Origin of the sequence: Rhizobium sp. BK399, assembly GCF_014194695.1 — a bacterium.
Taxonomy (GTDB): Bacteria; Pseudomonadota; Alphaproteobacteria; order Rhizobiales; family Rhizobiaceae; genus Rhizobium.
Genome location: NZ_JACIAH010000002.1, coordinates 33,186 through 56,561 on the forward strand (window position 1 = coordinate 33,186; position 23,376 = coordinate 56,561).

The following is a 23,376-nucleotide window of genomic DNA, read 5'->3' on the forward strand; positions in this document are numbered from 1 at the left end:
GGAGGGACCATGGCAGAAGGTTACAATCAAGGGTTCACCTCAGACCACGTGACGCAAACTCGCCCGAGGCACCGTTTCCTCCCTTCAGCGGCATTGCCCGCCGACCTGCCCCGCGGAAGAGTGCCTATAGCCGATATGGCCAATGCCTTCGGCGTTACCCATCGCACCCTGCACTTCTACGAGGAGAAAGGCCTGATCTCCGCCGGCCGAATCGGCCTGATGCGCGTCTACGAGCCGGGCGACGTCAGGCGCATGGCGGTCATCAACGCTTGCCGCGAGGCCGGAATGGCCGTTGCGGTGATACAAGACCTGATGAATGACCTGATTGAGGCTGAGACGCAGGAAGCTGCGGAAACCTTGTTTCGCGACGCGCTTAACACCCGCAAGCGCGAACTCAGCGCTGAAATGTCCACGCTACACCGGCAGATGCAGCAGGTGAGTAACCTGCTCGAGCGCGAGACAAGCGATGATCAGCCGCTGAACGACAACCAGGGTGGATCGGCACTCACGGATCAGGAGTCGCGATGCCTGGCTCTGATGGCGGCAGGTCTTTCAACGCAGCGCATTGCACGCACCCTCGACCTTCGGAACGAGGAAGCACACTCTCTGGAAACCGGCATCATTCAAAAGTTCCGCGCCAACAACCGTTTCCAGGCGATAGCCAAGGCCGTCATGTTGGGTGTAGTCCAGATCTGACCGGGAGAAGCACCTAGCGCACGATCGTCAACGTTTCGGCCGCGCGCGTGATGGCGGTGTAGAGCCAGCGTTCGCGGGTATCACGGAAGGCCCAGCTTTCATCGAACAGCACGACATTGTTCCACTGCGAGCCCTGTGCCTTGTGGACCGTTAGCGCATAGCCGTAGTCGAACTCGTCGTAGCGCTTGCGCGTGTTCCAGGGAATCTCGCCCTCGCCATCCTCGAACGCCTGCTTCAGCAGCTTGATCTTGGCCGCGCCGCGATCCATGTCATCGTCCTCTGGGCGGATCAGCAGGTTGATCCCCGGCTTCGTCGTCTCCTTGGACGACGTCATCACCTGCCAGAGCGAGCCGTTGAGCAGCCCTTTTGCCGGATCGTTGCGCAGGCAAACGAGCTTGTCGCCCGTTTGCGGATACTCGGTCGTGAAGCCCTTCAGCTCGCGAAGACGCTGATTGTATCTGCGCCGCGTCCGATTGGTTCCGACGAGAACCTGATCAGCATCCAACACCAGAGACTGGTTCACCTCGCCTTTCGAGATAACCTGCGCTGTCCCGTAGTCGCCATAGCCGACTTCGTTGCCTTCTCGCACCTGCATCGCGAGCTGGATAATCGGATTGTCGCGAGCCTGGCGGTGAATATCCGTCAGCAGATAGTCCGGCTCCTGATTGGTGAAGAAGCCGCCGCCAGAAACCGGAGGAAGCTGACCTGGATCGCCGAGCACCAGGATCGGGGTTCCGAAGCTCATCAAGTCCCGGCCGAGGGCCTCATCCACCATCGAACACTCGTCGACCACAATAAGGGCGGCTTTGGCAACCGGGCTCTGCCGGTTGATGGAAAACATCGGGGCGATGGAGGTCTTGCCTGTCTCTTCGTCCTCGACAGCCTCTTCGCCCCGCGGGCGATAGATCAGCGAGTGGATCGTCTTTGCGTTGCTGGCGCCGCGCGACCGCAAGACCTGGGCCGCCTTACCGGTAAAGGCGGCAAACAGCACGTCACCGTCCACATGCTCCGCGAAATGGCGCGCAAGCGTCGTCTTACCCGTGCCGGCATAACCGAACAGGCGGAAAAGCGGAGACCGCCCCTCCTTCAGCCATGTGGAAACGGCCTTGAGGGCTTCGTCTTGTTGCGGAGCAAATTGCATCGTGGATCGACTTGGCAGGATTCGCCCGACATAGGCAACCCTGAAAATCCGGGCGCACGACTCTATGGGAGTTCGGTGTCTCGGCACGCTTCCCAGTCTTCCGACGCCGCCGCAAAAATAAGGGCGCCACGGACAGGCGATAGGGGAATAAAACCGGGACCGATGGTGTCTCATGTCAGGCAAGGCAATCAAGCCTGCCCAAGATGTGAGGAGAGAGCCCATGAAATCCGCAAAGATGCTAGTTGCATTTGCCGTCGCTTCCGCTGCCGCAACGGCTGCCTTTGCCGCCCCGCCCGTCGAGACCGTCGACACCGCCAAGGGCAAGGTCCTGGCCGGCGAAAAAGGCATGACCCTTTACACCTTCAAGAAAGACCATAAAGGCATGTCGAATTGCTATGAGGATTGCGCCAAGAACTGGCCGCCACTCATGGCCGCTAGCGGTGCGAAGCCGGAAGGTGCATATTCGATCGTCGAACGGAAGGACGGCACCAAGCAGTGGGCGAAAGACGGCATGCCGCTGTATTATTGGGTCAAAGACAAGAAGATGGGCGATATCACCGGTGACGGCGTCGGCGGCAACTGGGATCTCGTCAAGCCGTGAGCGAACGGACTTGAAGACACCGGGTCATGATACGTTCGAGGGCCAAATCCTGGCCCTCCTTCCCTCGCTGAGGCGCTACTCCCGTAGCCTCACTCGCTCCGATGCGGATGGCGAGGATTTGCTGCAGGATTGCGTCGAGAAGGTGCTCACCCGTCGCGGACAATGGCGCGGGTTGAACCTGCGCGGCTGGGTCCTGACGATCATGACGAACCTCTATCGCAACAGTCGGCGCCAGACCGGCCGCGCCCCGTTCGTGGAACTCGATAGCGCCGAAGAGATCGTGTCGGTGGATCCGGCTCCCGATCCGCTCGAACGTTCGCGGCTGGAGGACGCGCTGAACAGTCTTTCGGAAGAAAACCGCTCGGTGCTGATGCTGGTCGTCATCGAAGGCTATACCTACCAAGAGGTTGCGATCGCGCTCGACATCCCCATCGGTACCGTCATGTCGCGCCTGTCGCGCGCACGCCAGCGCATAGGAGAGCGGATGAAGGCCGACAATGTCATTACGCTTCGGAGACCGAAATGAAAGATATCAACCAGACCGTGACCGAAGCGGATCTTCATGCCTACGCCGACGGGCAGCTTCCAGACGAGGGACGCGCGCGCATCGAGGCATGGCTCGATGACAATCCGGATGATGCCGCCAGAGTGGCGGAATGGACTGTGCAAAATGCCCAGATCCGATCACTCTTTGCTGGCTATGAGAAGTCCACGGACGCGGACGTACAGCTTGTCACAGGTCGGAGCCGGCCTGCCAATTGGCCGAAGCGACTGGCGATGACAGCCGCGATCGCCGTGGTTTTTGGTCTTGGAGCGCTGAGCGGCCATTACGGACCGGCACTGATCGAGAAGCCGGATCTGCAGTTGACGGAACTCGAAACTCTTCCCAACGAAGCGCGCAACGCTTTCCTGGTCTACGCCGGAGAAGTGCGCCATCCCGTGGAGGTCTTTGCAAACGAGGAAGCGCATCTTGCGACCTGGCTGGGCAAGCGGCTTGCTGTGCAGAACCTCAAGCTTCCCAACCTGCAGGAACTCGGCTTCAAGTTGGTCGGCGGCCGCTTGTTGCCCGTCGATGGCAGCCCTGGCGCGATGTTCATGTACGAGGATCAGGCAGGCGAACGCCTGACAGTGCTCGTTGGGCGCAACGCGGATAACAAATCGACCAGTTTCCGCTTCGCCTCATCAGGCGATGTCGAAACCTTCTATTGGATCGATGGGGAACTCGGCTATGCCGTTACCGGCGAAGTCTCGCGCGATCTGCTGAGGAAGGTCGCGGAGGAATGTTACAGGCAGTTTCCGTCCTGAGCCTCAGCGCAGCGGATCGTTGGCAAGTTCGATCGGCTTGCCGTGCGGTGTCGCCTCGGCCGCCCGCTGCCAACTCCGCTGTAGATCGATGATGGTGTCGGCGTCGGCCACGCCGAGTTTGACGAGTAGCGCCGAAAGCGCTGCCACCCAGCAATCGAAGTAGTCGCTACCGTCTTCGGCCCGGCCGGGCTCATGTAACTCCCGGGATAGGGCGTCCGCCCATTCGCTCCAGGTAAACAGTCCCCGCTCATGCAAATGGACTGTCATCGCAAACGCCTCAGCGGCCCAGGGCTCCGGAAAAACCGGCTCGCCGTCAGCCGATCTTGGCAATTGCGGCGATCGCGCCAGCAGCGAGCGTGTATCACACTGGCTCAAGGTAGCTCTCCCAGGCATCGATCGAAACGCGGAGTGTCGGATCGGCACCCTCGCCCCAGATCTCGCCGCCATCGAACACAACGGTATACACCCATTGCGGGTTTTCACCCCTTCCGTGGGCATTGTCGTCCGGAAAGACGAACGAGCCCTGAACCGCTTCCACCACGCCCGATTTCGCGCGCGCATAACGTGGTAACCGCGTATGGGTGGTCGGATTGAAATTTCTGGTTCGAACCTTGTCACCGGCAGCGAACCGGGGCGCCGTTGTCACAGACCGGTCACAGGGGCCGCCTTTGGCGAGCACACCCGCCACCATATCGGCTTTAAGTACCCGCTTCGGCATCGCGCCATCCGATTGCTTGCGGCCGGCATCGATCTCCGCAGCCGTGACGAAGCCATGTCGCTGCAACAGCACCTCCAGTGCCCGCGTCCAGATCTCGTAGTAGCTCGCGCCAAGGTAATCGGCTGGCGGGATGCTTTCGCGTGTATGGCGGCTCTCATCGATGTTCCAGGCGCCAAGCGCGCCGCTGGACAGCGTAAGTCCAAGTGCCCGCTTCTCCCACTCGGCATGGAAATACGGCTCGTTCTTTTCCGGCGCGACTGGGCCAAAGCCCATCTGGCCACCAAGGTCATGCGGGCCGTTCATCGTGCATTCTCCGGAACAGCTGCCAGACCTGTTCCAATCATCGCGTCACGGCTGACGAGATCGGCAAGTCGTTCCTCGCTCCAACCGTCCGTGCCGTTCGGCCGCTCCGGAACAACGAGATACCGCAACTCGGCCGTAGAATCCCAGACGCGGATCTTCTTGCTCTCCGGCAATGTAACGCCGAACTCTGCCAGTACGCCGCGCGGGTCGATGACTGCCCGCGAGCGATAGGCCGGTGCCTTGTACCACACCGGCGGCAAGCCAAGCACAGACCAGGGGTAACAGGAGCAGAGCGTGCAGACGACGAGGTTGTGGGTGTCGTCGGTGTTGAACACCGCACGCATATGCTCGCCCTGGCGCCCCGCATATCCGAGACTCGCGATCGCAGCTGTCGCATCTTGTCGCAACCAGTCCGCAAATTCGAGATCGCTCCAGGCCTTCGCGACGACACGCGCTCCGTTGCGGGGACCGACCTTTGTTTCGTAGGTCTCAACAATCACGTCTATCGCTGCCGGATCAATCAGCCCCTTCTCTGTCAGGACAGTCTCCAGCGCCCTCACCCGCGCCTGCATGTCCGTGTAGCGGTTGTCGTGATGGTGATGATGGTCGTGATCGTCGTCGTGCAAGGGACATCCTCCGCCAATGCGTGACGCATCTTAGGCGGTTGAAATCCAGCCGCCAAGCTCACCGCCTGCCGGTATCTACTTTAACAACGGCCACAGGCTTAGCACCAACAGTACGGCCATGGTGATGTTGAACCATTTGAGCCGTGTCGGCTCTGACAGCCAATCGCGCAGCGCCGAACCAAAGCCCGCCCAAGTCGACACGCTTGGCACGTTGACCACTGCAAACGCGCCGCCGACGATCAGAACGCTCGCCAGATAGATGTCGGGGATCGTATAGGTCGCCATTGCTGTGACGGCCATGACCCAGGCCTTCGGATTGACCCACTGGAAGGCGGCCGCAGACAGAAAGGACATCGGCCTCGCGCCGCTCTTGCCTTCGCCGATAGAACGCGACGTCGCAATCTTCCACGCGATCCAGGCAAGATAGGCGCCACCGGCAAACTTCAGCGTCATGTAGAGCGCCGGCACCGTATGCAGGAGTGCCCCGAGCCCGAATCCGACGCCGATCAGCAGTGAAAAGAACCCTGCCCCGATACCCAGCATATGCGGAACGGTACGGCGGAAACCGAAATTCACGCCGGATGCGAACAGCATCATATTGTTCGGCCCCGGCGTTATGGATGTTGCAAATGCAAAGAGCACCAGGGCAAGAAATGTGTCCAGCGGCATGGAACCTCCCGAAGCCCGCGTCCGGTACGGCGAGGCCTTTGAATTTAGGTCAGTGTACGTGACCTAAATTCGTCTTTCCACACGGCCATTGTCATGGTGACAGGATTGGTTGAAAGATCATCGATCTGTCCAATCTTCTCCTAAACCGGGAACGACATCATGCAAGGCGACGCCATCCCAACGATCCGCTTTCCGAACGGTGCGGAGGTCCCCGCCCTTGGCCAGGGCACCTGGAACATGGGCGAGAGATCCTCGGAGGCAAAGCGGGAAATCGAGAGCCTGCGGGCAGGCCTGGATCTCGGCATGACGCTGATCGATACGGCGGAAATGTACGCCGATGGCGGTGCTGAGAAGATCGTCGGCGAGGCAATCCGTGGGCGCCGAGAAGAGGTCTTTGTCGTCAGCAAGGTGTATCCCTGGAACGCCAGCCGGCAGGGCACGATCGACGCCTGTGAAGGCAGCCTGTCGCGTCTCGGGACGGATCGGATCGACCTCTATCTGTTGCATTGGCGCGGCGACCACCCTTTGTCGGAAACCGTCGAAGCGTTCGAGGGGCTCAAGGCATCGGGCAAGATCGGAGCTTGGGGTGTTTCCAACTTCGACAAGAGCGATATGGAGGAACTGTTTGATGTACCTCATGGCCGCAACGTCGCCGCCAATCAGGTCCTCTACAATCTGTCGCGCCGCGGCGTCGAATATGATCTGCTTCCATTTTGTCAGGAGCGGCAGATCCCTGTCATGGCCTATTCGCCGATCGAACAGGGTCGCATCCTGCATCATCCGGAACTGATCCGCATTGCCAAGGCATACCAGGCGACGCCTGCGCAGGTGGCGCTTGCCTTCCTGCTGGAGCGCGATGGTGTAATCGTTATCCCGAAGACATCGAGCGCTGCCCGCGCCACCGAAAACCGCGACGCCGTTTCGCTCGATATTACCGACGAGGACTGGGCGGCACTCGACACTGCCTTCCCGCCTCCAGCAAGAAAAAAGCCGCTGGAGATGCTGTGACATCCAGCGGCTTTCTATGACGTCGCGTCGCGATTTCCTGGAAATCGCTGGTCGGCGCCGCGACTAGGCAGCCTTTGCCTCAGTGCCACCCGCGTATACCGGGTAGTCAGTGTATCCCTCGGCGCCGCCGCCGTAGTAGGTGTCACGGTTGGGCGTCGCCAAAGGCAGATCCCCCTGCAGACGTTCTACCAGATCCGGATTTGCGATGAACGGCTGACCAAAGGCGGCAAGATCAATCAAGCCGTCCCGCAGAAACTCTTCGGCGCGACCCTTGTCGAGGGAACCAGCAAGAATCAGCGTACCGGAGTAGCTCTGGCGGAACTTGCGCAGGAAATCTCTCGAAAGAGCCGGAGCACTGGCCGGACCCTGGTCCTTCAAGTGCACATAGGCAAGGTTGCGTTCAGCGAGCGCAGCAGCAAGGTGCAGGTAGGTTTCCTCGATCAACAGATGATGCGGCATGTCGAACAGCTTGCCGAATGGTGAAAGCCTGATGCCGACCTTCTCCGCGCCAATCCGCGCTACCACCGCATCGACGATCTCGAGCACGAAGCGCGTCCTGTCCTCGACGTTGCCCGCTCCATACCGATCGGCGCGGTCGTTGATTTCAGGATTGAGAAACTGCTCAAGCAGATAGCCGTTTGCGCCGTGGATTTCGACGCCGTCAAATCCGGCCGCAATGGCATTTGTCGCGGCATTCGCAAAGTCGTCTACAACCCTCGCAACCTCGTCGGTCCCGAGCGGCCGCGGTACGCTCGCTTCGACGAAGCCGGCAACGCCGTCCTCATTGAACGCATACGCCGTGCTCTTATCGTCGCGCGCAGGCTTGGCGCTGGAGCTGACAGGCTGTCCGCCGGCCGGCTGAAGAGAGGTGTGCGACATGCGACCGACGTGCCAGATCTGCGCAAAAATCTTCCCGCCCTCCTCGTGCACGGCCTTCGTCACGCCCTGCCAGCCACGGACCTGATCGTCCGACCATATGCCAGGGATGAAGGCAAAGCCTGTTCCCTCTTGCGAGATCGGCGTTCCTTCCGAGACGATCAGACCGGCGCCGGCGCGCTGGCGGTAATACTGGGCGGTCTGCTGGTCGGCGATACCGTCCTTCGCCCGGGCGCGGGTCATCGGAGCCATGACGACGCGGTTGCGAAGCTTCTGGCCGCGAAGATCGTAGACTTCAAAGAGAGACTTCATGAGCGTTATTCCTTAATTGGGTTGATTATCATCGACCAAACAGATATCTCTGGCACAGTCATAAATCCAACAGATGGAAATCATGATGTCGATCGATCACGCTCATATCTTGAAGTTCGACCTGAATCTGCTGGTTGCGTTTGACGCCCTGATGAGCGAGCGCAACGTCACGCGGGCGGCACAGCGCATCGGCACGTCCCAATCCGCCTTGAGCCACAACCTTGGGCGCCTGCGAGCGCTTCTGTCCGACGAGCTGTTTGTTCGCTCGGCGCGCGGAATCGAACCGACGCCACGGGCGCAGGAACTCGCCGAAACCGTGAGCGGCATCCTGTGCACGATCCAATCCCGCCTGATCGAGCCGGAGCAATTCGACCCGGCAACGGATGAGCGAACCTTCACGCTCGGAATGACTGACTATCTGGAAAGCCTGTTGATGCCGCCGCTGCTCGCTTCCGTTCACGAGCAGGCGCCACATGTCAATTTCGTGATACGGTCGATCGACCAGGATTATCCCGCGGATCTCCTGGACAGCGGCGAGATAGACCTCGCGATCGGCAAGGTGGAGACAGGCAACGAACTTCATAAACGTCGCAAGCTCTGGTCCGAGCGCTATGTCATCCTCAGCAACCCCGAGACAACCGGTGGTTCCGGCGCCATCGACCTCGAGACGTTTCTTGCGACCCCGCAGGCCGTGATCGTCAGCAAGGACGGCCGCTGCCGGCTCGTGGACGAAGTGCTGGCTGAGCGCGGATTGAAACGACGCGCAGCGGTGACCACGCCACACCTCTTCACGCTGCCGATCTTGGTTCGTGATACGCACGTGATCGCTGCCGTGCCGGCAAGCTTCGCGCGAGCCTGGGCGCCGGTGTTCGGCCTCGCCATCAGCCCCGGACCGGTGGACATCCCGCCCTACGACATCTCGCTTGGATGGCATACCTCGTCCGACCGCAACGCCGGCCACGTATGGCTGCGCCAACAGGTCCTTGCGGCGCTAGAGCCTGTGCGTGCCAAGGTTTTGGAGGCGAATGCAGGATCCGATATCGTCTTGATCGCTGCCGAATAGCTTGACGCCCAGATCCATGGGCGCGCGGCATAAGGAAGAAGGAAGTGCCGGACGCCACGTTGTCCGGCACGTCTGTTTTCTTACATGCCCTGCTGGCCGCGATTCATGGCGGCAATGCCGGTGCGGCAGACTTCGATCAGGCCAAGGGGCTTCATGATCGAAACGAACTGGTCGATCTTCGAAGACTTTCCAGTGATCTCGAGAATGAAGTGATCGACGGTCGCGTCCACCACCTTCGCATGGAAGGCGTCAGCGAGCCGGAGCGTTTCGGCGCGCGTCTCGCCCGTGCCGACCACCTTGACGAGCGCCACTTCACGCTCGATCGGACGCTCCTGGCCGAGCTCGCGGGCGCGGACCGTGAGATCGACAACCCGATGAACGGGGACGATGCGTTCAAGCTGCGCCTTGATCTGTTCGAGCACGTGCGGTGTACCGCGCGTCACGATGGTAATGCGCGACAGGTGTGCCTGGTGCTCGGTCTCGGAGACGGTCAGGCTCTCGATGTTGTAGCCCCGGCCGGAAAACAGGCCGATGACGCGGGCAAGGACGCCGGGCTCGTTGTCGACGAGGACCGAAAGCGTGTGGCTTTCGGCCGCCGCCGTCTCCGGCGAAATGAAGTAGGCAGAGCCCGTCGGCTGAAGATGTGCGTTCATGATCGTGGGTTTCCTCTACCTTGATATCAAACGAGCTGACGGCCCTTGGCGTCGATCGCGTTGGCGACCGCCTCGTCCGTGGCTTCGTCCGGCAACAGCATTTCGTTATGGGCCTTGCCCGACGGGATCATCGGGAAGCAGTTGGCGAGATTGGCGACACGGCAATCGAAAATGACCGGCTTCTTCACGTCGATCATTTCCTGGATGGCGCCGTCCAGATCATCGGGCTTGTCGCAACGCAGACCAACGGCACCATAGGCTTCGGCGAGCTTGACGAAGTCAGGCATCGCTTCCGTGTAGGAGTTGGACAGACGGTTGCCGTGCAGCAGCTGCTGCCACTGGCGGACCATGCCCATGTACTGGTTGTTCATGATGAAGATCTTGATCGGCGCCTCGTACTGGATCGCCGTCGACATCTCCTGAATGCACATCTGGATCGAGGCGTCGCCGGCGATATCGATGACGAGGCTTTCCGGATGGGCAATCTGCACGCCGAGCGCTGCCGGCAGGCCGTACCCCATGGTGCCGAGGCCGCCCGAGGTCATCCAGCGGTTCGGCTTCTCGAAGCCATAGAACTGTGCTGCCCACATCTGGTGCTGACCAACTTCGGTCGTGATGTAGGTGTCGCGATCCTTGGTCAGCGCATAGAGGCGCTCCAGCGCGTATTGCGGCATGATCACGTCGTTATTCTTGGTGTAGGCGAAGGAATTACGCGCGCGCCAACGAGCGATATCAGCCCACCAATCGGCGATCTGGCTCTTTTCCGGCTTCTTCGGCAATGCGCGCCACAGGCGAACCATATCTTCCAGAACGCTTCCGACATCGCCGCGGATCCCAAGATCGACGCGAACGTTCTTGTTGATCGAGGACGGGTCGATGTCGATGTGGATCTTCTTCGAGTTCGGCGAGAAGGCATTGATGCGGCCGGTGATACGGTCGTCGAAGCGGGCGCCGATGCAGACCATCACGTCGCAATCATGCATCGCCATGTTCGCCTCGTAGGAGCCGTGCATGCCGAGCATCTTCAGCCAGTTCTTGCCCGATGCGGGATAGGCGCCGAGGCCCATCAGCGTCGAGGTGATCGGGAAATCCGTCAGTTCGACCAACTCGCGCAGCAGTTTGGTCGCTTCGGGGCCGGAATTGACAACGCCGCCACCGCTATAGATGACCGGACGCTTTGCGCTTGCCATCAGTTCAATGGCAGCCTGGATCTGGCTGAGATCACCCTGAACCTTCGGCTGGTAGCTCTTCTGGATCGCATGGGCTGACGGCGGCGTGTAGGTGCCAGTCGCAAACTGAACGTCCTTCGGGATATCGACGACAACAGGACCCGGACGGCCGGACTGGGCGATGCGGAAGGCTTCGTGGATGATCGCGGCCAGATCGTTGACGTCCTTGACCAGCCAGTTGTGCTTGGTGCAGGGGCGCGTGATGCCAACAGTATCGCATTCCTGGAAGGCATCCGAACCGATCAGCGAGGTCGGAACCTGACCGGTCAGGCAAACGAGCGGGATCGAGTCCATCAAGGCGTCCTGCAGCGGCGTGACGGCATTTGTCGCACCCGGACCCGAGGTCACGAGCATGACACCGACCTTGCCTGTGGAGCGGGCATAGCCTTCGGCGGCGTGGCCGGCGCCCTGCTCATGGCGGACGAGAATGTGCTTGATATCGTCCTGCTGGAAGATCTCGTCGTAGATCGGCAGCACTGCGCCACCCGGATAGCCGAAGATGTGCTCGACGCCATTGTCCCTCAGCGCCTGGAGGACGATCTCCGCTCCCGTCATCCGATTGCCTGCTGCCTGATTGTCCGTGCCCGTCATGTTTCTTTTCCGTTTTGACTGCTGGGATTTGAGTTTTGTGGTCCGGAAGCCCGATTTTCGGACATAAAAAAAGGCCCCTGTGGGAGCCTTCGTCTAGCGCATGGGTGGCTATCGCCGGATGGTTATACCATCCTGCCCATGCGCCTTCCCACCACGATAAGAGCTACTGCGATTTTCATGGGGCGAATTGATAGACAGAAAATTTCGCATCGTCAACGCATGCCGCAATAAAAAATCGAATGCAATCGTCCCGGTCAGACGTGCGCGGGACTGGCGCGCCTGTCGCAAAAAGACTTTCTTAAACGTTCGCTCATATCCTCCTTTGCTACCGCAGGGAGTAGCCCTTTGCTGAACAAGGACTTGCACACGGCAGGCAAGGCAGGCGAGCATGACCGCCGCGACGACCAGACCCCGGGTAACCGGTTTCTTGGCCGCGTTGTTGCGTGTAGCGGGTCTCGCGCCACGATCGCTGCCGTCGCAGAAGCTGGCGGCACAGAGCTGGCCGAACTGTGGTCGGTCGGAAGGCTCATTTCGATCAGCGTCGGTCGAAACCGGGTGGTCGCCCTCGTCTACTCCATGAACACCGGCGGTCACAGCTGGGGCGAAGGAGAAGACAACTACTTTCAAATCGAAACCGAATTGCTTGGCGAAGTTCGCGTTGACGAGGATGGCCGCGAGCAATTCTCGACCGGCATTTCACGCTATCCCTATCTCGGCGCCATCGCTCACCGCATCCGCTCGACGGACTTGATGCGCATCTATGACGCCGGCAGCGGAACAACAGCCGTGATTGGCAAGCTCACGCAAGACGAGAGCATCGATGCCGCCATCCATATTCCCTCGATGCTGTCCAAGCATTTCGCAATCGTTGGCTCGACCGGCGTCGGCAAGTCGACAGCCGTGTCTCTGCTCTTGCACAAGGCGATCGAGGCTGACCCGAAGCTGCGCGTACTGATCCTCGACCCGCACAACGAGTTTGCTGCCGCCTTCCCGAAGCACTCGGTTGTCATCGATACGGACACGCTCGACCTGCCGTTCTGGCTGATGAAACTGGAAGAGTTCGCGGAAGTGGTCTTCAGAGGCCGAACACCGATTCCGGAAGAAGTCGACATCCTGCGGGATTTGCTGCCGGAGGCAAAGCGCGCCTTCCGCGGCAGCGACAATTCGCTCGTCAGGCGCACAACGGAAAAGAGCTCGATTACGGCGGATACGCCGGTTCCCTATCGCATGGCCGATCTGCTGGCGCTGATCGACGAACGCATCGGCAGGCTCGAGGGACGCAGCGAAAAGCCTCTGCTCCGGTCGCTGAAGATGCGCGTTCTCGCTGCCATCAACGATCCGCGCTACCACTTCATGTTCTCCAGCAACACCATCAGCGACACAATCATGGAGACGGTGGCGGAAATCTTCCGCATCCCTGGCGACAATAGGCCGATCTGCACCTTCCAGCTATCCGGCATCCCCTCCGAGGTCGTGAACTCAGTCGCTTCGGTTCTTTGCCGCATGGCTTTTGAAATCGCATTGTGGAGCGACGGTGCCATCCACATGCTCGTCGTCTGCGAAGAAGCGCACCGCTACATTCCGTCGGATCCGAATCTCGGCTTCTTCCCGACACGGCAGGCAATCGCCCGCATCGCCAAGGAAGGCCGCAAATACGGCGTGTCGCTGGGGATCATCACCCAGCGTCCAGGCGAACTCGATCAGACGATCTTGTCGCAGTGCTCGACGCTGTTTGCCATGCGCCTTGCCAATGATCGCGACCAGGAAATCATTCGTTCGGCGATTCCCAACTCGTCGATCTCGACGACCAGCTTCATTTCCTCGATCGGCAACGGCGAGGCGATTGCCTTCGGTGAAGCGATCAGCGTTCCAATGCGAATGCGCTTCTCGCGCGTCGAGGAACGCTACTTGCCGAAGGCCAACGGTGCCAACGTGAAGGTCAGCGACGAGGATCCTGACAACGTCGATCTGCGCAAGATCGTAACCCGCATGCGCGCCACCAGCGGCCCGGATATTTCGGCGTTCCAGCAAAGCTACTCCGCTGCAATGCCACCAAGCGGTCCTTATGAGGACGAAGAGGACTATGACAACGACTACGACGGCCCGGTAGCACCTTCCTCTTATCCGTCAGCGCCATTGCCGGGTCATTCTCTGGCGGCTCCACCACTCGCGCCGATCGAACCATATCGTCGCGACATGTTGCCGGGATCAGGCACCCCGCGAGAGCCATTTGCCGCTCCTCAGCGCGCGCCTCTTGCAGCGCCGGAAACGTCTATCGATGGCCGCCTGGAAGCCCTACGACGTGAAATGCGCGGAGAACCGCCACCCAGGACCGGCGACGGCCCAGCTGTCGCAGGAAGCATTCGCCGTGAACCCGGTATGTCCCTCCGTGACAGCATCCTGAAAAAGCCGCTCAGCAGCCTAAATAACAAGGACTAGCCGGTACCACGCTACCGCAAGCGCTCCCAGCTTTCGTCCATCTGGTTGCGAAACCAGGTCATCTGTCGCTTGGCATATTGCCGCGTCGCCGCAGCGCCCCGCTCCAGAACCTCGTCGCGCGTAAGCTCGCCATTCAACATCGCCGCAATCTGCGAAACGCCAATGGCTTTCATCACAGGCATGTCAGGCGACAATGAAAGCGAGAGCAGCGCTTTCACTTCACCCTCAGCCCCCTGCTCCAGCATCTTTTCAAATCGCCCGTTGATCCGCTGGTGAAGGACGGCACGCTCCGGTTCGACCACGATCTTGCGAGCCGCCGAGGGGTCGATCATCACCGGTCCCGCTTGCGCCTGAAAATCGATGATCGAGCGGCCGGTTGCTTCGATGACCTCGAGCGCCCTCACGATCCGCTGTCCATCCTGCGGACGAAGACTGCCGGCGACCGCAGGGTCGCGCTCTTGCAGTTGCCGATAGAGTTCGTCGGGTCCCTCATCCTGTAGGCGTGAGCGAAGGCTGTTGCGCACGTCCTCCGGTATCGCAGGCATATCGGAAAGGCCGCCGGTCAACGCTTTGAAATAGAGGCCCGTTCCGCCTACAAAAATCGGTTTGCGTCCATCGGCACGAAGACGCTGCAGCAGATCCGTAACGTCCCGCAGCCACGCCCCTGTAGAATAGGCACGACTCGCGGGGACGTGACCGTAGAGGTAATGGGGAATACCCTGTATATCGTCTTCAGATGGCCGCGCGGTCAACACGCGCAGCGTGTCGTAGACCTGCATGCTGTCGGCATTGACGACTGCCCCACTGTGCTCTTTTGCCAATTCGACGGCGAGCGCGGACTTGCCGCTGGCGGTCGGCCCGGTTATCAGGATCGCGTTCATTGCGCTCAGAAGGTTTTCCATCATGGCCCTCGTTGCCACGCTTGTTGCCAATCCGTCAAATCCTGTTCTCACGCAGTCGATTGCCGAGCAGGCGACCGATGCAGTGAAAGCTTCCGGCCTCTACTGGCTGGCTGACGGAATTGCCTGCGATATCGCACTGAGGGATGGAGCCGACGTCGAAGCCGCTCGAGCCGGCATTCTCGCCGCCATCGGCAGCGCTGCCATCGACCTCGTCATCCAGGATGCCGAGACACGCCGCAAGAGACTTCTGATCGCCGATATGGACTCAACCATGATTGGCCAGGAATGCATCGACGAACTCGCTGCCGAAGTGGGGCTAAAGGAGAAGGTCGCCGCGATCACGGCTCGCGCCATGAACGGCGAGATCGCTTTCGAACCAGCCCTCCGTGAGCGCGTTGCGCTCTTGAAAGGGCTACCGATCTCGGTCGTCGACGACGTTATTTCCAGACGCATCACGCTCACTCCAGGTGGCCCAGAATTGATCGCCACCATGAAGTCGAAGGGACATTATACAGCGCTGGTCTCCGGCGGCTTTACCGTCTTCACCGGCCCCATCGCAAAGACGCTCGGCTTCGATGAGAACCGCGCGAATGTTCTGCTGGAAGAGGCTGGTGTTCTTTCCGGCTTCGTCTCTGAACCTATCCTCGGCAAGCAAGCCAAGGTCGATGCGCTGAACGACATTTCCGAAAGGCTCGGCATTTCTCCCGACGACGCCATTGCCGTTGGCGACGGCGCCAACGACCTCGGCATGCTTCAATTGGCTGGATCCGGCGTCGCTTTGCACGCTAAACCAACCGTCGCAGCCCAGGCGAAGATACAGATCAATCACGGCGATCTCAGCGCCCTGCTCTATATCCAGGGCTACCGCAAGACCGATTTCGTAGTGCCATGACGGTAATCCTAGAGACCGATCGCCTGCTTTTGCGCAACTGGACCGACGGTGATCGGCCGCTGTTCCACGAGATCAACTCCGATCCTGAGGTGATGGAATTCTTCGCCTTCCGTCGCGACCGCGCTGAAGCGGATTCGATGCTCGACACGATCCGCGACAGTATCGCCGAGACCGGCCTCGGCTTCTATGCGATAGCCCTGAAGGAAACCAATGAGCCGATCGGTTTCTGCGGTCTCTGGAGACCCAAGCTCGAACCGTTTCTGCCAGCGGGCACGATCGAAGTCGGCTGGCGTCTCGCGAAAAGGCACTGGGGCAGCGGATATGCGACAGAAGCGGGAATGGCCGCACTGCGCCATGGCTTCACCGAGTTCGACCCCAGCGAAATCGTTTCGTTTGCTGTAACCGACAACCATCGTTCGACCGCTGTCATGCAGCGGCTTGGCTTGCATCATGAACCTGATCGCGATTTCGACCACCCCAGCATTCCGGACACGCATCCGCATCTGAAACGCCACGTTCTTTACACGATCAGCCGTCAGCAATGGGAATGCGGGATCCGCTAACGCCAATTGCCGGCGCACGGCACCATAAGAAGTTGGTGCCGCTTGCCTTCGTCGCCGCACGGACTTCCGACGACGAAGCCATTTGACGCTTATTGAGGGATGAGCGAGCCCTCGTCTCGCTACTCCATCGGCACAGCTACGAAGCGCAAGTCGCCGTTTGCCGACGCGATCATCATCTGCGCGTTCCGCCGGCCTTCCTGCTTTAGCGACTGCACCTTCGCGGCGACGGCCTCGGGCGAGCGCATAAACTCCTGCGCCACCTCAACGATCACGTCACCAGGCTTCAAGCCCTTTTCCGCCGCCAAAGAGCCGGCTGCGACCTCAGCGACAAGCACGCCATCGACACTTTCAGCGATACCGAAGGTTTTCCGGGTCTCCGCGCTTAGCTCAGACAGCGACAGGCCGAGTACATTCTTCGGATTCGTTGCATCGGGTGCAGCCTGATCCGTCTTGCCCTTGCCATCCGGCATGGGTTGGGTCTGCTGGTCATCGGGCTCATCCATATCCTGGTTTTCATCAGGATCCGGATTGATGACACCGCCCTTGTTGTTGGCGTCGGCATCGTTCGAGGCGGCCTGATCGCTATCCTCCAGGCGGCCGAGCTTCACCTTCACGGTCTGCTCCTTGCCGTCACGAAGCACGACAACGTCGACTTCCTTGCCGACGGGGCTTTCCGCCACCACGCGCGGCAAATCACGCATTTCGTTGACCGGCTTGCCGTCGAACTTGAGGATGACGTCGCCAGCCTTGATCGAACCGTCATCAACGGGACCACCCTTGATGACGCCCGCCACCAGCGCACCCTTGGCGCTCGATAGGCCGAGGCTGTCAGCAACATCGTCGGTAACCGGCTGAATGCGGACACCGAGCCACCCGCGGCGCGTCTCGCCGAACTCGCGCAACTGTTCGACGACGCCTGCAGCCAACTCCGACGGCACCGAGAAACCGATACCGATCGATCCGCCGCTCGGCGAAATGATCGCCGTGTTGATGCCTATAACCTCACCCTTCATGTTGAAGAGCGGGCCGCCGGAATTGCCCTTGTTGATGGCCGCATCCGTCTGGATGAAGTTGTCGTAGGGTCCGGCGTTGATGTTGCGACCGCGTCCCGAAATGATGCCGACAGTCACCGACCCGCCGAAGCCGAACGGATTGCCGATCGCCATGACCCAGTCACCGATGCGCATTCCGCTGGAATCGCCGAATTTCACGGCCGTCAGCGGCGCCTTTGGCTCAACCTTCAGCACCGAAAGATCGGTCTTGGTATCGGTGCCGATCAGCTTCGCCTTCAGCTTAGTGCCATCCGCGAAATTGACCTCGATATCGTCGGCGCCTTCAATCACGTGGTTGTTCGTGACGATGTAGCCCTGAGGGTCGATCACAAAGCCCGATCCCAGCGAATTGACGTTGTGGTTGCCGCCCTTGTTACCCTTCTGCTTGTTGAAAAAGTCGTTGAAGAATTCCTGGAAGGGAGAACCGTCGGGCGCGCGCGGGGCCGGGCCAACACCCTCGTCATCCTTGACATTCTGCGAAGTCGAAATGTTTACAACGGCATTGAGGAGGCCTTCTGCGAGATCGGCAACGGATGCCGGGCCGTTCATCGGCGGCGTGCCCTGCGCTTGCACCGAGCCGGTGAAACCAACATTTGCCAGAAGTGCGGCGCCGGCCAGGAGAGCGAGCGATCGTCTGAAGGTCGGGCGGGTCGTCGGGGCCATCAAGCATCCTCATTTCAAATAAAACGCACTCTGAGCACCAGCATAAGGCGGAATGATGGAGGGTGAAATCACCTTTTCGCGAAATCCCGTGCAATCCTGTTCACCGCGCTCGCAGCCCTCGTGCCGCCACGCAAAAAGGCCGGCAGATTAGCCGGCCTTCGCATTTTTTTGTCAGGCGTCGCAACGCGGCGATCAGTTGGTCGGTGCTGTCGGCATCGCCGGCGCTGCGTTTCGAGGCGCGCCGCTTGCATCGTTGAAGAAACGGAAGAACTGCGAGTTCGGCGAGATCACCAACGTCGTGTCTTGCGAGGTCAGAGCCGTCGAATAAGCGGCCATCGAACGGTAGAACTCGAAGAACGCAGGATCCTTGCTGAATGCATCCGCAAACAAGCGGTTGCGCTCGGCGTCGCCCTGACCGCGCAGGACTTCAGAATCGCGTTGCGCTTCGGCGGTGATTTCGACCACCTGCCTGTCTGCGATAGCCCGGCGACGCTGACCCTCTTCCGTACCCTGCGCACGCAGGAGTTCAGCTTCGGCAAGACGCTCGGCGCGCATCCGGTCATAGGTCTTCGGCGCGACTTCGCGCGTCAGATCCGTACGACGGATGCGGACGTCCTGAATGTTGAGACCAAGATCTTCAGCATCGCGATGCAAGTCGTCGCGAACCTCAAGCATCATTGCCACACGCTCTTCAGACAGTGCAGCATCGAAGTCGCGCAGACCGTAGACACGTCGAAGCGAAGAATCGAGTTGCGTGCGAAGGCGTGCCTCCGCGGCCTCGCGATCGCCCGAGACGGTTTCGCGGAACTTGCGGACATCCCTGATGTCGTAGACCACGAAGGCATCAACATCGAAGGTCGCGCCGCCACGAACCTGAACACGAATGTTGTCGAGGTCGAAGCGCAGTGCCTGCCGTTCCACGATCTGGACGCGGTCGGCATCCATGAAGGCAAACGGCAACTTGAAGTAGATACCCGGCTCGGTCTTCACCGACTGGATCTGACCGAAGCGGACAACAATCGCCTGCTCACGCGCATTCACGACGAAGACCGACGAGTAGAGCGCAATCAAGACGACGGCGAGAAGGCCGAGAATGAGGGGAAGCCTGTTCGATGTCATGGCTCAACCTCCCTGCTGCGCCGGTTTGCCGATCTCATTAAGCGGCAAGTAAGGCACAACCCCTTGCTTCTCGTCGATCACGACCTTCTTGGAATTCTTCAGAACCTGCTCCATCGTTTCAAGGAAGAGACGTGTACGAGTGACCTCGGGCGCCTTCGCATATTGTTCGTTGATGAACGAGAAGCGCTGAGCCTCACCTTCGGCTTCCTTGACCACGCGGTTCTTGTAGGCCGCTGCCGCTTCGCGGATCTGGGCGGCGTCACCGCGCGCCTGACCGAGCTTCTGGTTGGCGTACTGATTGGCCTCTTCGACCAGTCGCTGCTTGTCCTGGTCGGCTCGCTGCACTTCTTCGAAGGCATCGGCGACTTCACGTGGCGGAGCCACGTCCTGAATCGTCACGGCGCCGATGGAAATACCAGCCCTGTAGCGATCCATGGTTCCTTGGACGATGTTGGCGACTTCCGTTTCAATCGGCTGACGATTGTCGCGGAAGGCATCCTGGGCCGGACGGCGACCGACAACTTCGCGCATGGCGCTTTCGGCGACCTGCTGCAGCGTCTCAGCCGGGTTCTCCACGTTGAAAAGATAGGCCTTGGGATCGCTGACCGTGAAGAAGACTGAAAACTGAACGTTCAGGATGTTCTGGTCACCGGAAAGCATCAGCCCGCTCGACGAGGATGTCGACGTCGATGCCGCACCGATATTCTGCTGCTGCATCGTCACCTTGACGATCTCGACGGTTTCCATCGGCCACAGGTGGAAATGCAGGCCCGGGGTCGAAACCTCTTCCTTGGGATTGCCGAAACGCAGTTCGACGCCGCGCTCGTCCGGCTGGACGATATAGATGCACTGGAAGAGCCAGAACACCACCAAAATCGCCGCAACGATGACAAGCACGCCGCCGTTGAACCCGCCAGGCACAATGTTGCGCAGCTGGTCCTGACCGCGCCGGATAATATCCTCAAGATCAGGCGGCCCACCCTTGCCGCCACCGCGCGGGCGATTGGGCCCTTGCCCCCATGGTCCCTGATTGTTACCGCCGCCGCCGCCCCAAGGGCCGCCGCCGCCATTCTGATTGCTCCAGGGCATCAAAACCTCTTATTCGTTGAACTCCGATCGCCTAACCCACGGGGGCGGCGGATAGCTGCGATCGTGACCGTTATAGGTATCGCCGCATCTGCTTTCAACGCAGCATGAGGAACTTGACGATATTTATTGGAAAATAGTTGGTTTTCAGCGGTTAGCGCCGGTCATAGACCACGAATTTCGTGGGATAGCTATCCTTGTCGCCTGCAGGCACGTCGATCGTCTCCGTCGCCCTCCAGAGCGCTGGGTCAATCGCCGGAAATGACGTATCGCCTTCGACCGCGGTTTCGACATGCGTCACGCACAGCCGATCGGCGAGATCGATGGCCTGCTCATAGATCTGCCCACCACCGATGATGCAGATTTCGCTCCCACCATTTTGCTTGGCAAGGTCCTCTGCAAGGCTGATGGCCTCGGTCAGCGAACGAGCCATATGCACGTCCGGATTCGCTACCGCGGCAGACTGCCGGGAAATCGCAATGTTTGGTCGCCCGGGCAGCGGCTTACCAAGGGAGTCATAGGTCTTCCGCCCCATGACAACAGGCTTGCCCAGTGTCAGCGCCTTGAAGCGCTTGAGATCGGTGGAGAGCCGCCATGGCATGTCACCATCCCGCCCGATGATGCCGTTCTCGGAAACGGCGACCACGATCGTCTTGCGAATGTCAGACATCGACCTCTCCAATCAGACCGCGATCGGGGCCTTGATGCTGGCGTCGGCTTCGTAGCCGACCAACTCGAAATCCTCGAACTTGAAGCCGAAGATATCCTTCACATCGGGGTTGATCCGCATGAACGGCAACGGCTTCGGCGTGCGGGTCAGTTGCAGCTTCGCCTGCTCGAAATGGTTGTGATAGAGATGCGCATCCCCAAGCGTATGCACAAAATCACCGAGTTTCAGACCGGCAACCTGCGCCACCATCATCGTCAGCAAAGCGTACGAGGCAATGTTGAATGGCACCCCGAGAAAGATATCAGCGGAGCGCTGATAAAGCTGGCAGGAAAGCTTGCCGTCGGCGACGTAGAACTGGAACAGGCAATGGCATGGCGGAAGCGCCATGTCATCGACCTCGGCAGGATTCCACGCAGAAACGATATGGCGGCGCGAGTTCGGATTCTTGACGATGCCGGCAACAAGTTTGGCGATCTGATCTATATGGCCGCCATCCGGCGAAGGCCACGAGCGCCACTGCGCGCCATAGACCGGCCCCAGATCGCCATTCTCGTCCGCCCATTCATCCCAAATCGAAACGCCATTGTCCTTGAGGTAGCGGATATTGGTGTCGCCACGTAGGAACCAGAGCAGCTCGTGGATGATGGACCGCAGATGCAGCTTCTTTGTCGTAAGAACCGGAAAGCCTTCCTGCAGGTCGAACCGCATCTGATAGCCGAACACAGAGCGCGTGCCCGTGCCGGTACGATCGCCGCGATCGGTTCCGTGTTCCATCACATGCTTCAGAAGATCGAGATACTGCTTCATCGTTCGCCGCCGATTCCGTTCTGAGCTTATTTAAGCGCTTCGCTCATCGAAACCAATCGTCGCGCGGGCTTTATCCCGACAAATCTCCGTCACGATCAGCGCCCACGTATCCATTCGCTGACTAGGATCAGCCTATTGGCGATTTGACGTTCAATGCGAAGGTTGCCGAAGCCTTTGATGCCCGCCGCTTCCCTGCATCTCTCTCCTTGGCTTGTTTGTAGCGATAGTCGGAGCAGCGACCGGGATCGTCAGTATGTTGAAAGCGTGGCGCCTTCACGATCGGAAGGTGATCTCTCTCTCTCTCTCTCTCTCTCTCTTAGGCTGCCGAGCGTCCTCTCGCTTTCTGAGCGGACCACACGGTTTTGTGACAACACCTCTTCCCATCCCTGACGGAAAACACTATATCACCCATGCCGGTCTTCGGGCCGGCTATGGCGATAAATGAGCGGTGTAATAAACCTATTGGACCCGGGGGCGGTACCCGGCGCCTCCACCAAAAACCGGCGGCCCAGCAATGAGATGGCCGGCTTTTGATGGGGGCGAAACAGGATCGACAAGGGTGTAAAGATCGTCTTTTTGCTCGGCATTGTACCGCCGTTATCGGGCTAAAATTGTAGTTGCAAACGACAACTATGCGGAAGCTCGTCTCGCTGCTTAATCGCGGTGTGACACTTCAAATAAAGCCCTAGTGGTTCGCACCTCTAGGCGGGGTCCGAAGGCACCTGGCAACAGAAGCCTTCACCTTCTCCCTTGCGCGCAAATCATGTATGGTTTGGTCAAGCATGACTCGGCTCAGGCCTTTTCCAGGGCGTCTTGGCATGCCATACAGCCTTGGGAAACGAGTCCGAACCTAACGAAAGACAGGAAAGCATGGGGCAGGATCACATCCGTTACGACATTCTGGCACAGGACGCACTGCGTGGCGTCATCCGCAAGGTATTGTCCGAAGTTGCCGCGACGGGCCGCCTGCCAGGCGAGCATCATTTCTTCATCACCTTCCTTACCGGCGCGCCCGGTGTTCGCATCTCGCAACACCTGAAGGCGAAATATCCGGAACAGATGACCATCGTCATCCAGCACCAGTTCTGGGAACTGAAGATCACGGAGACGACGTTCGAGATCGGCCTTTCCTTCTCTGATGTTCCGGAAAAGCTCTTCATTCCATTCAATGCGATTCGCGGCTTCTACGATCCCTCGGTGAACTTCGAGCTCGAATTCGACGTGCCTCTCGCCGACAGCGACGAGCTTCCCGCCGCAGAGATTACCGCTTATCCGGTGGCATCCGAGAAGTCGGAGGAAACACCCGCCGCCAAAGCCGACGGCGAGGAAAAGAAGCCCGGTTCGGTCGTCTCGCTCGACGCCTTCCGAAAGAAGCAGTAAAACCGAGGGAAG

General features: G+C 59.8%; 24 protein-coding genes and 1 other RNA gene. 11 read left to right on the top strand and 14 right to left on the bottom strand.

Features of this window, described 5'->3' with window-relative positions:
- Positions 1 to 9 precede the first annotated feature (9 nt).
- Positions 10 to 696 carry a MerR family transcriptional regulator gene (locus FHT97_RS06700; RefSeq protein WP_183860831.1) on the top strand — a complete coding sequence of 229 codons (687 nt, stop codon included), beginning with the start codon at positions 10 to 12 and terminating at the stop codon, positions 694 to 696.
- A gap of 13 nt (positions 697 to 709) precedes the next feature.
- Here FHT97_RS06700 and FHT97_RS06705 read toward each other — a convergent pair whose 3' ends face one another.
- Positions 710 to 1,837 carry an ATP-dependent RecD-like DNA helicase gene (locus tag FHT97_RS06705; protein ID WP_183754679.1) on the bottom strand — a complete coding sequence of 376 codons (1,128 nt, stop codon included), beginning with the start codon at positions 1,835 to 1,837 and terminating at the stop codon, positions 710 to 712.
- Positions 1,838 to 2,057: 220 nt separating this feature from the next.
- On the opposite strand from FHT97_RS06705, the gene FHT97_RS06710 reads away from it, so the two are divergent.
- The 3 genes from FHT97_RS06710 to FHT97_RS06720 are packed head-to-tail and all read left to right on the top strand — an operon-like array spanning position 2,058 to position 3,743.
- A complete protein-coding gene (locus tag FHT97_RS06710; protein WP_016554447.1) occupies positions 2,058 to 2,438 on the top strand; it encodes a lipoprotein in 381 nt (126 codons plus the stop codon).
- 10 nt (positions 2,439 to 2,448) lie between these two features.
- Positions 2,449 to 2,964: an RNA polymerase sigma factor gene (locus FHT97_RS06715; RefSeq protein ID WP_183754677.1), complete on the top strand. Its 516-nt coding sequence runs from the start codon at positions 2,449 to 2,451 to the stop codon at positions 2,962 to 2,964.
- Complete coding sequence (locus FHT97_RS06720) at positions 2,961 to 3,743, top strand: anti-sigma factor (protein ID WP_183860833.1); 783 nt, start codon at positions 2,961 to 2,963, stop codon at positions 3,741 to 3,743. The genes FHT97_RS06715 and FHT97_RS06720 overlap by 4 nt, the downstream gene beginning before the upstream one ends.
- 3 nt (positions 3,744 to 3,746) lie before the next feature.
- Here the strand turns inward: FHT97_RS06720 and FHT97_RS06725 are convergent, their stop codons facing one another.
- The 4 genes from FHT97_RS06725 to FHT97_RS06740 form a co-directional block, all read right to left on the bottom strand.
- Positions 3,747 to 4,118: a nitrile hydratase accessory protein gene (locus FHT97_RS06725; protein ID WP_183860835.1), complete on the bottom strand. Its 372-nt coding sequence runs from the start codon at positions 4,116 to 4,118 to the stop codon at positions 3,747 to 3,749.
- Positions 4,105 to 4,764 (bottom strand): nitrile hydratase subunit beta, encoded by a 660-nt coding sequence (gene nthB / locus FHT97_RS06730; RefSeq protein WP_183860837.1) that lies wholly within the window; start codon positions 4,762 to 4,764, stop codon positions 4,105 to 4,107. Before nthB ends, FHT97_RS06725 begins: the two co-directional genes overlap by 14 nt.
- Complete coding sequence (nthA, locus tag FHT97_RS06735; protein ID WP_183860839.1) at positions 4,761 to 5,390, bottom strand: nitrile hydratase subunit alpha; 630 nt, start codon at positions 5,388 to 5,390, stop codon at positions 4,761 to 4,763. Before nthA ends, nthB begins: the two co-directional genes overlap by 4 nt.
- A gap of 75 nt (positions 5,391 to 5,465) precedes the next feature.
- Positions 5,466 to 6,059 carry a LysE family translocator gene (locus FHT97_RS06740; RefSeq protein ID WP_183860841.1) on the bottom strand — a complete coding sequence of 198 codons (594 nt, stop codon included), beginning with the start codon at positions 6,057 to 6,059 and terminating at the stop codon, positions 5,466 to 5,468.
- 159 nt (positions 6,060 to 6,218) lie between these two features.
- On the opposite strand from FHT97_RS06740, the gene FHT97_RS06745 reads away from it, so the two are divergent.
- Positions 6,219 to 7,067 carry an aldo/keto reductase gene (locus FHT97_RS06745; RefSeq protein ID WP_183860843.1) on the top strand — a complete coding sequence of 283 codons (849 nt, stop codon included), beginning with the start codon at positions 6,219 to 6,221 and terminating at the stop codon, positions 7,065 to 7,067.
- A 63-nt stretch (positions 7,068 to 7,130) separates the two neighbouring features.
- Here FHT97_RS06745 and FHT97_RS06750 read toward each other — a convergent pair whose 3' ends face one another.
- Positions 7,131 to 8,255 carry an alkene reductase gene (locus FHT97_RS06750; protein ID WP_183860845.1) on the bottom strand — a complete coding sequence of 375 codons (1,125 nt, stop codon included), beginning with the start codon at positions 8,253 to 8,255 and terminating at the stop codon, positions 7,131 to 7,133.
- 82 nt (positions 8,256 to 8,337) lie between these two features.
- On the opposite strand from FHT97_RS06750, the gene FHT97_RS06755 reads away from it, so the two are divergent.
- Positions 8,338 to 9,318: a LysR family transcriptional regulator gene (locus tag FHT97_RS06755; protein ID WP_246712576.1), complete on the top strand. Its 981-nt coding sequence runs from the start codon at positions 8,338 to 8,340 to the stop codon at positions 9,316 to 9,318.
- Positions 9,319 to 9,398: 80 nt separating this feature from the next.
- On the opposite strand, the gene ilvN is transcribed toward FHT97_RS06755, so the two are convergent.
- Together ilvN and FHT97_RS06765 are read right to left on the bottom strand one after the other, a co-directional pair.
- A complete protein-coding gene (ilvN, locus tag FHT97_RS06760) occupies positions 9,399 to 9,971 on the bottom strand; it encodes an acetolactate synthase small subunit (RefSeq protein WP_016554457.1) in 573 nt (190 codons plus the stop codon).
- A gap of 26 nt (positions 9,972 to 9,997) precedes the next feature.
- A complete protein-coding gene (locus tag FHT97_RS06765) occupies positions 9,998 to 11,791 on the bottom strand; it encodes an acetolactate synthase 3 large subunit (RefSeq protein WP_114713136.1) in 1,794 nt (597 codons plus the stop codon).
- Positions 11,792 to 12,136: 345 nt separating this feature from the next.
- Here FHT97_RS06765 and FHT97_RS06770 point away from each other — a divergent pair, with 345 nt between their 5' ends.
- Positions 12,137 to 14,230, top strand: coding sequence for a DUF87 domain-containing protein (locus FHT97_RS06770; protein WP_183860847.1), 2,094 nt, complete (start codon positions 12,137 to 12,139; stop codon positions 14,228 to 14,230).
- Positions 14,231 to 14,241: 11 nt separating this feature from the next.
- On the opposite strand, the gene miaA is transcribed toward FHT97_RS06770, so the two are convergent.
- Entirely contained in the window at positions 14,242 to 15,132 is an 891-nt protein-coding gene (miaA, locus tag FHT97_RS06775) for a tRNA (adenosine(37)-N6)-dimethylallyltransferase MiaA (RefSeq protein WP_183861399.1), read from the bottom strand.
- Between the two features lies 1 nt (position 15,133).
- Between miaA and serB the strand changes: the two genes are divergently transcribed.
- Together serB and FHT97_RS06785 are read left to right on the top strand one after the other, a co-directional pair.
- The gene (gene serB / locus FHT97_RS06780) at positions 15,134 to 16,024 is read left to right on the top strand and encodes a phosphoserine phosphatase SerB (protein ID WP_183860850.1); all 891 of its coding nucleotides are present in this window, start codon (positions 15,134 to 15,136) and stop codon (positions 16,022 to 16,024) included.
- A complete protein-coding gene (locus FHT97_RS06785) occupies positions 16,021 to 16,587 on the top strand; it encodes a GNAT family N-acetyltransferase (protein ID WP_183754656.1) in 567 nt (188 codons plus the stop codon). The genes serB and FHT97_RS06785 overlap by 4 nt, the downstream gene beginning before the upstream one ends.
- A gap of 119 nt (positions 16,588 to 16,706) precedes the next feature.
- Here FHT97_RS06785 and FHT97_RS06790 read toward each other — a convergent pair whose 3' ends face one another.
- From FHT97_RS06790 to FHT97_RS06810, 5 genes are all read right to left on the bottom strand, one after another.
- Positions 16,707 to 18,302 (bottom strand): DegQ family serine endoprotease, encoded by a 1,596-nt coding sequence (locus tag FHT97_RS06790; protein WP_183860851.1) that lies wholly within the window; start codon positions 18,300 to 18,302, stop codon positions 16,707 to 16,709.
- Positions 18,303 to 18,494: 192 nt separating this feature from the next.
- The gene (locus FHT97_RS06795; RefSeq protein WP_114713142.1) at positions 18,495 to 19,421 is read right to left on the bottom strand and encodes a protease modulator HflC; all 927 of its coding nucleotides are present in this window, start codon (positions 19,419 to 19,421) and stop codon (positions 18,495 to 18,497) included.
- Between the two features lie 3 nt (positions 19,422 to 19,424).
- Positions 19,425 to 20,510, bottom strand: coding sequence for an FtsH protease activity modulator HflK (gene hflK, locus FHT97_RS06800; protein ID WP_016554465.1), 1,086 nt, complete (start codon positions 20,508 to 20,510; stop codon positions 19,425 to 19,427).
- 151 nt (positions 20,511 to 20,661) lie between these two features.
- On the bottom strand, positions 20,662 to 21,177 hold the full coding sequence (locus tag FHT97_RS06805) for a dihydrofolate reductase (RefSeq protein WP_183860853.1): 516 nt from the start codon (positions 21,175 to 21,177) through the stop codon (positions 20,662 to 20,664).
- 12 nt (positions 21,178 to 21,189) lie between these two features.
- Positions 21,190 to 21,984, bottom strand: coding sequence for a thymidylate synthase (locus FHT97_RS06810; RefSeq protein ID WP_016554467.1), 795 nt, complete (start codon positions 21,982 to 21,984; stop codon positions 21,190 to 21,192).
- Between the two features lie 373 nt (positions 21,985 to 22,357).
- Between FHT97_RS06810 and ssrA the strand changes: the two genes are divergently transcribed.
- Both ssrA and FHT97_RS06820 read left to right on the top strand, forming a co-directional pair.
- Positions 22,358 to 22,727: a transfer-messenger RNA gene (gene ssrA, locus FHT97_RS06815) on the top strand.
- 127 nt (positions 22,728 to 22,854) lie between these two features.
- Entirely contained in the window at positions 22,855 to 23,364 is a 510-nt protein-coding gene (locus FHT97_RS06820; protein ID WP_016554469.1) for an SspB family protein, read from the top strand.
- The last annotated feature ends 12 nt before the right edge of the window (positions 23,365 to 23,376 follow it).